The 8,921-nt window shown below is 73.3% G+C and carries 8 protein-coding genes; 3 read left to right on the forward strand and 5 right to left on the reverse strand.

Annotation, left to right across the window (positions count from 1 at the left end; all coding sequences use genetic code 11):
* Positions 1–58 precede the first annotated feature (58 nt).
* The 3 genes from ABT171_RS14880 to ABT171_RS14890 form a co-directional block, all read right to left on the reverse strand.
* Positions 59–2,083 (reverse strand): NPCBM/NEW2 domain-containing protein, encoded by a 2,025-nt coding sequence (locus ABT171_RS14880; RefSeq protein ID WP_351243538.1) that lies wholly within the window; start codon positions 2,081–2,083, stop codon positions 59–61.
* Between the two features lie 216 nt (positions 2,084–2,299).
* Positions 2,300–3,070 (reverse strand): maleylpyruvate isomerase family mycothiol-dependent enzyme, encoded by a 771-nt coding sequence (locus ABT171_RS14885; protein WP_351243540.1) that lies wholly within the window; start codon positions 3,068–3,070, stop codon positions 2,300–2,302.
* Positions 3,067–3,417 (reverse strand): hypothetical protein, encoded by a 351-nt coding sequence (locus ABT171_RS14890; protein ID WP_351243542.1) that lies wholly within the window; start codon positions 3,415–3,417, stop codon positions 3,067–3,069. Before ABT171_RS14890 ends, ABT171_RS14885 begins: the two co-directional genes overlap by 4 nt.
* A gap of 350 nt (positions 3,418–3,767) precedes the next feature.
* Here ABT171_RS14890 and ABT171_RS14895 point away from each other — a divergent pair, with 350 nt between their 5' ends.
* Together ABT171_RS14895 and ABT171_RS14900 are read left to right on the forward strand one after the other, a co-directional pair.
* Positions 3,768–3,953 carry a hypothetical protein gene (locus ABT171_RS14895; protein WP_351243544.1) on the forward strand — a complete coding sequence of 62 codons (186 nt, stop codon included), beginning with the start codon at positions 3,768–3,770 and terminating at the stop codon, positions 3,951–3,953.
* A 142-nt stretch (positions 3,954–4,095) separates the two neighbouring features.
* Positions 4,096–5,139, forward strand: coding sequence for an NUDIX hydrolase (locus tag ABT171_RS14900; protein ID WP_351243546.1), 1,044 nt, complete (start codon positions 4,096–4,098; stop codon positions 5,137–5,139).
* A gap of 113 nt (positions 5,140–5,252) precedes the next feature.
* On the opposite strand, the gene ABT171_RS14905 is transcribed toward ABT171_RS14900, so the two are convergent.
* Together ABT171_RS14905 and ABT171_RS14910 are read right to left on the reverse strand one after the other, a co-directional pair.
* Positions 5,253–5,957, reverse strand: a complete 705-nt coding sequence (locus ABT171_RS14905) for an MBL fold metallo-hydrolase (RefSeq protein ID WP_351243548.1) — start codon at positions 5,955–5,957, stop codon at positions 5,253–5,255.
* Between the two features lie 62 nt (positions 5,958–6,019).
* Positions 6,020–7,375 carry a dipeptidase gene (locus ABT171_RS14910; RefSeq protein ID WP_351243550.1) on the reverse strand — a complete coding sequence of 452 codons (1,356 nt, stop codon included), beginning with the start codon at positions 7,373–7,375 and terminating at the stop codon, positions 6,020–6,022.
* A gap of 129 nt (positions 7,376–7,504) precedes the next feature.
* Here ABT171_RS14910 and ABT171_RS14915 point away from each other — a divergent pair, with 129 nt between their 5' ends.
* Positions 7,505–8,746, forward strand: a complete 1,242-nt coding sequence (locus ABT171_RS14915) for a geranylgeranyl reductase family protein (RefSeq protein WP_351243551.1) — start codon at positions 7,505–7,507, stop codon at positions 8,744–8,746.
* Positions 8,747–8,921 lie beyond the last annotated feature (175 nt).

Below are 8,921 nucleotides of genomic sequence, written 5' to 3' on the forward strand. Positions count from 1 at the left end.
GGTTGGCCGCGGCCCCGCGCCCCGCAAGAGGCGCGGGGCCGCGCGTGGGCGCCGCCCGTCAGCAGCTGAGGCTCGCGTTCGCCCAGTCCGCATGGTCGGAGTCGTTGCCGTCTCCGGCGTCGGTGACGACCAGGTCGATCGTCTGGGCACCGGTGATGTCGGCGGTGAGCGGCTGGGCCGGCAGCGCGTTGGTCAGGACCCCCGTCGAGGCGACCTTCCTGCCGTCCGCCCAGATCTCGAAGGCGACGGTGCCCTTGGTGCCCTTCTCGTCGTCGACGCCGACGTCCGCGGTGACCTTCGTACAGGCCTTGCCGGTGTAGAAGGAGACGTCGCTCGGTGCGTGCGCCCCGAGCCCCTTCGCGTACACCGCGCCGCCGATGGTGATCGGGTGGCCGTCGCCCGCGGCGCTCTCCCCGTTGCTGGTGTCGCGTTCCACGGGCCCCCAGCCGCTCGTCGCCGACAGCCACGCCAGGTCGCTCAGGTACGACGTCCCGGCGGGCGGCCGTACCACGACGGACGCCGTCAGCGGGAGGGTGCTGGTGACGTTCTCTCCGGCCGGTGAGCGGTAACTCGCCCGGAGCGTGAGGCCGTAGGGCCCGGTCCGGGTGCCGGGCGGGACGGTGACCCGCCAGGCGGTGCGCAGGGTCCGGCCGGTGGCGAGGGCGGTGGCCGTGGCCGGTGAAGCCGGCCGTACGGTCCAGCCGTCGGGGCCGGTCAGGGACATGGACACGTGGCGCGCGGAGGTACGGCCGAGGTCGGTGACGGTGCTGGTGAGCGTGGACGGGGTGGCGGCCTCCAGCCACGGGCTGCCGTCCAGGCCCAGTTCGACGGCGGGCGGACGCGCGGCCCAGTGCGGGTCGGCCGAGACGCGCAGCAGGACCGTGCCGTGGGCGGGGACGGTGGCCGCGATGGTGCCGGCGGTGTTGTAGTCGCTGTGCTGCCACAGGTCCCGCAGGGTGTAGGCGGCGGCACCGGGCAGCCCGACCGCGGCCGCGGTGGTGGCGATCCGCTGGGCGGTGCCCGACTCGTTGAACAGGGCCACCGCGCGGCTGCCGTCCTTCATCTCCTTGGCGATGACCCAGCGACCGCCCGCGGAGGAGACGACCGTGCCCTGCTTGCCCAGCGGGTCCTGGTCGACGGCGATGACGTCCTTGTTGTCCAGGATGCCGAAGGTCGCGGGTGAGGCCTTGCGCAGATCGGTGCCGATGAGCAGCGGCGCGGCCATGACCGACCAGAGGGAGAAGTGCGAGCGGTACTCGGTGTCCGTCATACCGCCGTTGCCGACCTCCAGCATGTCGGGGTCGTTCCAGTGACCGGGTCCGGCGTACGGCGCGAGGGGGAGGTTCTGCTTCAGGATGGAGAGCATCGAGCCCCAGCTGTCGCTGATGTCACCCGTGGTGCGCCAGAGATGGCCGACGCCCGACGCCCACTCCCAGGGCTTGTTCTGGCCCCACTCGCAGATGCTGTAGACGATGGGCCGCCCCGTCGCCTTCAGCGCGTCCCGCATGGTCGTGTACCGCTGTCTGGCGTCGACGCCCTGGTTGTTGCAGTTGTCGTACTTCAGGTAGTCCACGCCCCAGTCGGCGAACTGCCGCGCGTCGCTGTACTCGTGGCCGAGCGCGCCGGGGAAGCCCGCGTTGTTGCAGGTCTTGGTGCCGGCACTGGTGTAGATGCCGAGCTTGAGCCCCTTGGAGTGGACGTAGTCGGCGACGGCCTTGATGCCGTTCGGGAAGCGGGCCGGATCGGGCACCAGCTTGCCGGCGGCGTCGCGCTGCGGCAGCGCCCAGCAGTCGTCCAGGTTGACGTACCGGTAGCCGGCGTCCTTCAGGCCCTTCGCCACGAACAGGTCGGCGATGCCCTTGACCATGTTCTCGTTGAAGTCGGCGCGGCACTGTGTGGAGTTCCAGTTGTTGAAGCCCATCGGCGGAGTGAGGGCGAGGCCGTCGGCGAGGCCGGGGGCGGCGGCACGGTCCTGTGCGGGGGCCGCCAGGGCCGGGGTGGCGAGGCCCGCCGCGCACAGCAGTCCCGCGGTGAGTGCTCCGACCACTCTTCGGCGGGTTGTGCGGGTGTGGGGGTGACGCATCGTTGACGTTCCTCCGACTCGCGAAAGGTGGATGACGGCATGCGACGCCCAGGGCGGCATGTACGTGTCATCGGTGCGCGTTTACGGTAGGACGTGTCGGACTCTGTTGGAAAGAGCTGTGCGCCGACTGGGGGCGACCCGTCAAATCCCTTGATGATCAGGAGATTTTGGCTTCTCTGTGGCCAGCGTGCGTTCGGATGTGTGCGCTTCCGCGGCTCACGCGCCGTCGTCGACGCGGCCCCAGCCGGGCAGCGGCGGCGGAGGCCACGCGGGCGGGCGCGGCAGCAGGTGCGCCGGGCGGTCGGCCGTCAGCGCGCCCGCCGGAGTCCGTCCGCTGAGCCAGCCGAGCACCTGGTGCCCGGCCCCGGCGACCGAGGGGCCGTCCGCCGACACCGACCAGCGGCGGCCGAGGTCGACGGCCTCCACCGAGGCGAGCGGGAAGCCCCGGGCGCGCAGTGTGGCGAGGGTGTCGTCCAGCGCCCACGAGACATATCGGTCCGGCCACTGCTCCGTGCCGTGGCCGACGCCCAGGTCGAGGTGGTGTGTCTCCAGCTCCCGCAGACAGCGCAGCAGCAGATACCAGGCCGGGTGCCGCCAGCCGGCCAGCGCCGGCACCAGACGGTCCCAGGCGGGGGCGGGCATCGTGCGCGCCTTGGCCGCGAAACGGTCCAGGCTCGCCCGGAGCCGGGTCGCGAGCCCGTCGGCGGACAGGGCCGCGTCGCGCTCGACCGCCTCGGACAGTGCCGCCGCGTCCGCGCGCGGGCCCGGTGCGCGGCCGGTGTGCGCGAGCCGCAGCAGCCACACATAGGCGTCGACGCTGTGCACGACATGGGCGAGCACATGGCCGCGCGTCCACCCGGGCAGCCCCGACGCGGCGCGCACCCCGGCATCGGACAGACCGGCCGCGGTGCGCACGAGCCGGGCGCCCGACCGTACGACGTCCTCGACAGGGTCGTCCGCGGTGCCGAGGGCCGGGCGTCCGCTCACCGGAACTCCCGCACGACCTCGATGCGGCCGACGATATGGGCGTTGAACTCGTCCAACTCCTCGGCGGGCACCCACAGTTCCAGAATCGTCTCGCCACCGGCCTGCCGTACCGGATACCGGCCGACGAACTCGGTGTCCACCTCGAAACGGGTCACGAAACCGGCGCCGTCGTGCTTGACGTTCCAGTCCCGGGCGATGCGGACGGCGTAGTCCTCGTTGAGGACCGGGTAGAAGATCGGCTGTTCCGGAAGCCGGGGCGGCCACGCCCGCCAGTCGAGCGCGCGGACCAGCTCCAGCTCCTTGGGGCCGGTGGGGCGCCACAGGGTCGTCGTGGGGCGGCTCGTCATGATCTCGCTCTTCTGTTCCTGGCCTGCCGCTGGAGCGGGCTGGGCGGGATGCCGGACGATACCGGTGCCCGGCGGGAGCGGGCCAGCGGGTTTAGGCGTGGCCGGCCCGCTCGCGGGGCCCCGAAGTGCCGCGCCGGGGGTGGCCGTTCGCGGTGGAGGGCGGCTGCCCGCTGTGCCCGGGCCCGGTCTGTCTGCCGTGCCGCGAGCACGCCGGTGACCGGCGCCAGCGGCTCGCCGACCGGCTCGGCCGGCTGGCCGGCCTGCCCGGACCGACCGCAGGCCCGGGGTCCTTCCGGTCTGCTCGCGGGTACCCGCGTGACCCCCGGGCGGGTCCGGCAGTTGACCAGCGCATGAAGAAGCGCAGCATGCTCGCCATCGCCAGCCTGGCCACCGGATTCGTCGTGGCCGCCGTCACCCCCTCGCACGGGGCGGGCGACCGCCCCGTCGACGACCTCAAGGTCTCGGACACCGTCGACTCGGCCGGTCACCCGGTCGGGGACGGCCCCGCCGCCGATGAGGCCCCCGGCCAGGAGTAGGCCCGACCATCCACGGCGTGTGTGCCGGTGTCCCCGCCGCAGGGGGCACCGGCACTCCCGTCCGGCGCCCTCACGGGGGCGGGGTTTCCGTGGCAGGGTGGAGCGGGCAAGCCTCAGGGGGCCAACACAAGAGGGGGAGTCCGTGACCGTCGTCTGGATCAACGGCGCGTTCGGTGCGGGGAAGACCACCACCGCACGGGAACTGATCGAACTGATCCCGCACAGCACGCTCTTCGACCCCGAGATCGTCGGCGGAGCGCTCACGCACCTGCTGCCGGCCAAGCGTCTCGCCGAGGTCACCGACTTCCAGGACCTGCCGATCTGGCGCCGGCTCGTGGTCGACACGGCGGCCGCGATGCTCGCCGAGCTGGGCGGGACGCTCGTGGTGCCGATGACCCTGCTCCGCCAGGAGTACCGCGACGAGATCTTCGGTGGCCTCGCGGCCCGCAGAATCGCCGTGCACCATCTGTTGCTCGCCCCGGCTGAAACGATCCTGCGTGAGCGGATAGCCGACCGGGAGGTCCCGCCCGACCTGCCCGACGGCGAGATACGCGTACGGCAGTGGTCGTACGACCATATCGAGCCCTACCGCGCCGCCCTCGCCTCCTGGCTCACCGCCGACGCCCACCTCGTGGACACCAGCGCCCTCACCCCGCACGAGGCCGCCGTCCGCATCGCCGACGCCGTCGGCAGCGGCGCCGTGCCGCCCTGCGACATCGTGCAGACCCCGGAGCCGACCGCCGAGACCCTCGCCGCCGGGGTGCTGCTCTTCGACGAGCAGGACCGGGTGCTGCTCGTGGATCCCACGTACAAGCCCGGCTGGGAGTTCCCCGGCGGGGTGGTCGAGCGGGGCGAGGCCCCGGCTCGCGCCGGGATGCGCGAGGTGGCCGAGGAGACGGGGATACGGCTGCGGGAGGTGCCCCGGCTGCTCGTGGTGGACTGGGAACGGCCGGTGCCGCCCGGCTTCGGCGGGCTGCGGCTCCTGTTCGACGGCGGCCGGCTGGAGTCCGGTGAGGCGTCCGGCGTCCTGCTGCCCGGCCCGGAACTGCGCGGCTGGCGCTTCGCCAGCGAGCAGGAGGCCGCCGAGATGCTCCCACCGGTCCGCTACGAGCGACTGCGCTGGGCTCTTCGCGCCCGCGAGCGCGGCACCGCGCTGTACCTGGAGGCGGGTGTGCCGGTCGGCTGAGCCGCCGCGGCACGGCGTCAGCCCGGCTTTCCGCTCAAGCGCCGGGGAGAAGTCACCCCGCCGCCCCAGAAGGCCGCGGTCCGCTCCACGTCGGCCAGGGCCGCCCCTCCATGTCAGCCCGCGGCCGCCGCTCTGCGCAGAGCGGATGCGGCGTCTCCCACGACCGGGTCACCGTGCCCGAAACAGGCGACCTTCGCGCCGAGGTCCGCCAACACACCCAGGGAAGCGAGGAGCCGGCGCCGGTCGAGGTTGAACACCCCCGGCATCACCGCGCCGTCGACCGGTGAGGCGGCCACCGTGTCGCCGGTGAACAGCACGCCCTCCCCGGGCAGGAACAGGGCGATGCTGCCGTCGGTGTGCCCGGGGACGTGGACCACCCGGGCGCCACCGCCGAAGTCCAGCACGTCGCCGTCCGACACTCCGGTGACCGCGGCCGGCGGTACCGGCCTGCCCTCGGGAAGGTGCTGGGCCGCCGCCGCGTGGATCGGCACCTCCCAGTCCTCCAACCGCGGGGGCGGGCCCGGGAGTTCACCTCGTACGAACGGCGCGTCCAGGTGGTGCGCCAGCACCTCCGCACCGCTCAGCGCGGCGAACTCGCCCGCCCCGCCCGCGTGGTCCTCGTGGAAGTGCGTCAGCACGATCCGCCGTACGTCCCCGGGCGCGTGCCCCAGCGCCGTGACCGCGTCGGCGATCGCGCGGCCGGCACCGATCGGGCCCGCGTCGACGAGTGTCAACGCGTCGTCGTCGCGCCAGAGGTACGCCTGGCCGACGGGGAAACGCAGCAGGTGGAGCCGGGGGAGCAGCGCGATGACATCCATGCGCCGACTGTAGGCGGCGCCCCCGCCCGCGGGCGAGGGCGTCCTGCCGGGGGCAGAAGGGCTCAGCCCGCCGCGTAGTTGCGCAGGAACAGCGCCTCGGCGACCGAGAGCCGCTCCAGCTCCTGCGGGTGGACGCTCTCGTTGACCGCGTGGATCTGCGCCTCCGGCTCGCTCAGCCCGATGAGCAGGATCTCCGCCCGCGGGTAGAGCCCGGCGAGGGTGTTGCACAGCGGGATGGAGCCGCCCTCACCGGCGTACTGCATGGTCTCGCCCGGGTAGGCGACCGCCATCGCGTCGGCCATCGCCTGGTAGGCCGGGCTGGAGGCGTCGGCGCGGAACGCCTGGCCCTGGCCGATCTGCTCGGTGGTGACCAGGGCGCCCCACGGGGTGTGCGCCTCCAGGTGCGCCTGGAGCAGCTTGGTCGCCTCCGCCGCGTCCACACCCGGCGGCACCCGCAGGCTGATCAGCGCGCGGGCGCTCGCGTGCACGGACGGGGTGGCGCCGACGACCGGCGGGCAGTCGATGCCGAGGACGGTGACGGCCGGACGGGCCCAGAGGCGGTCGGCGACCGAGCCGTCGCCGATCAGACCGACCCCGCCGAGCACCTTGGCGTCGGCGCGGAACTGCTCCTCGGTGTACTCCAGGCCGTCCCACGTACCCGTGGCGTCCAGCCCGCCGACGGTGGTCGAGCCGTCCTCGGCGCGCAGCGAGTCCAGCACGCGGATCAGCGCGGCCAGCGCGTCCGGGGCGGCGCCGCCGAACTGGCCGGAGTGCAGGTTGCCCGCGAGGGTGTCGATCCGCACCCGGACCAGGGTCATGCCGCGCAGCGTGGTGGTGACCGTCGGCAGTCCGACGCGGAAGTTGCCCGCGTCGCCGATGACGATGGTGTCCGCCTCCAGCAGCTCCGGGTGCTCCTCGGCGTACCGCTCCAGGCCGCCCGTGCCCTGCTCCTCCGAGCCCTCGCAGATCACCTTGACGTTCACCGGGACGCCGCCGTTCGCCTTCAGGGCGCGCAGCGCGAGCAGGTGCATGATCACGCCGCCCTTGCAGTCGGCGGCCCCGCGGCCGTACCAGCGGCCCTCGCGCTCGGTCAGCTCGAACGGCGGGCTGGTCCAGCCGGCCTCGTCCAGCGGCGGCTGGACGTCGTAGTGCGCGTACAGGAGAACCGTTTTCGCACCCTCCGGGCCCGGCAGGTAGCCGTAGACGGACTGCGTGCCGTCCGGGGTGTCCAGCAGGGCCACGTCGACGAAGCCCTCGGCGCGCAGCGCGTCGGCGATCCAGCTCGCGGCGGCCTCGCTCTCGCTCTTCGGGAACTGGGCGAAGTCCGCCACCGACTTGAAGGCGACCAGCTCGGCCAGTTCCGCCTGCGCCTTGGGCAGCAGCGAGGCGACGGTCTGAGCGACCGGATTCGACGACATGGGCACGCTCCTCGTGGGTGCGACGTTGTACGGGGTGTACCCCGATACTCCCACAGTGGCCTGCGACGACGGCCGCCGTAGGATGCGGGGGACACTACGGCAGCGGCTTGATCGGAGCAGTAGACCATCGTGAGCGGCGAGAACTCTTCGGCGGACGGCGTTCAGCGGGTGTGGGACGTCGTCGTGGTGGGCGCGGGACCCGCGGGGGCCTCGGCCGCCTACGCGGCGGCGGTCGCCGGACGGCGCGTTCTGGTGCTGGAGAAGGCCGAGCTGCCCCGCTACAAGACCTGCGGCGGGGGCATCATCGGACCCTCGCGGGACGCGCTGCCGCCCGGCTTCGAGCTGCCCTTCCGCGACCGGGTGCACGCGGTCACCTTCTCCCACAACGGCCGCTTCACCCGCACCCGCCGCTCCAAGCGGATGCTGTTCGGGCTGATCAACCGGCCCGAGTTCGACCAGCAGCTGGTCGAGCACGCGCAGAAGGCGGGCGCCGAGCTGCGTACGGGCGTCACGGTGCAGCGGGTCGAGCAGCACGGCTCGGCCGTCCCCGACCGGCGCACGGTCGCCGTCATCCTGCAGGGCGGCGAGACGGTGCTGGCCCGCGCGGTCGTCGGTGCCGACGGCAGCGCCAGCCGCATAGGAGCCCATGTCGGGGTGAAGCTGGACCAGGTCGACCTCGGTCTGGAGGCGGAGATCCCGGTACCGGAGCCGGTCGCCGAGGACTGGAAGGGCCGGGTCCTCATCGACTGGGGCCCGATGCCGGGCAGTTACGGCTGGGTGTTCCCGAAGGGCGACACGCTGACGGTCGGCGTGATCTCCGCGCGCGGCGAAGGCGCCGCCACCAAGTGGTACTTGGAGGACTTCATCGCGCGGCTCGGCCTGGCGGGCTTCGAGCCGAGCATCTCCTCCGGGCATCTGACCCGCTGCCGCGCCGACGACTCGCCGCTCTCCCGCGGCCGGGTGCTGGTCTGCGGGGACGCGGCGGGCCTGCTGGAGCCGTGGACCCGCGAGGGCATCTCCTTCGCGCTGCGCTCGGGCCGGCTCGCGGGCGAGTGGGCGGTCCGCATCGCCGAGGCGCACGACGCGGTGGACACCCGGCGCCAGGCCCTGAACTACGCGTTCGCGGTCAAGGCCGGGCTCGGCGTGGAGATGAGCGTCGGCAAGCGCCTGCTGACCGTGTTCGAGAGGCGTCCGGGCCTCTTCCACGCGGCGCTGACCGGCTTCCGTCCCGCATGGAAGGCGTTCCGGGGCATCACGCAGGGCTCCACCTCGCTGGGCGAGCTCGTCCGCTCCCACCCGATCGCCCAGCGCGCCCTGACCGCGCTGGACCGCGGGCAGTCGCTTCCGGCCGAGGCCCCGGCCGACTCCTGACCGCGCTTGGCGGGGACCCGTGGCGGGGCCGGGGCGGCTGGGGGGACTCGGGCGCGACCGTTCCGGGCGGGGAATTTGCGGGGGGGTGCCTCTATGTCTTTCGTCAAGCGAGGCGTGGGGTTCTGGGTTCGTAGAAAGTGCCGTCGCGGAGGATCGCGAACAGCACGTTGATCCG

Origin of the sequence: Streptomyces sp. NPDC001851, assembly GCF_040297165.1 — a bacterium.
Taxonomy (GTDB): Bacteria; Actinomycetota; Actinomycetes; order Streptomycetales; family Streptomycetaceae; genus Streptomyces.

Excerpts from the sequence above, each read along its gene's own strand:
- ABT171_RS14880 (WP_351243538.1), bottom strand. The coding sequence starts at position 2,083 with ATGCGTCACCCCCACACCCGCACAACCCGCCGAAGAGTGGTCGGAGCA.
- ABT171_RS14905 (WP_351243548.1), bottom strand. The coding sequence starts at position 5,957 with ATGGATGTCATCGCGCTGCTCCCCCGGCTCCACCTGCTGCGTTTCCCC.
- ABT171_RS14895 (WP_351243544.1), top strand. The coding sequence starts at position 3,768 with ATGAAGAAGCGCAGCATGCTCGCCATCGCCAGCCTGGCCACCGGATTC.
- ABT171_RS14910 (WP_351243550.1), bottom strand. The coding sequence starts at position 7,375 with ATGTCGTCGAATCCGGTCGCTCAGACCGTCGCCTCGCTGCTGCCCAAG.
- ABT171_RS14890 (WP_351243542.1), bottom strand. The coding sequence starts at position 3,417 with ATGACGAGCCGCCCCACGACGACCCTGTGGCGCCCCACCGGCCCCAAG.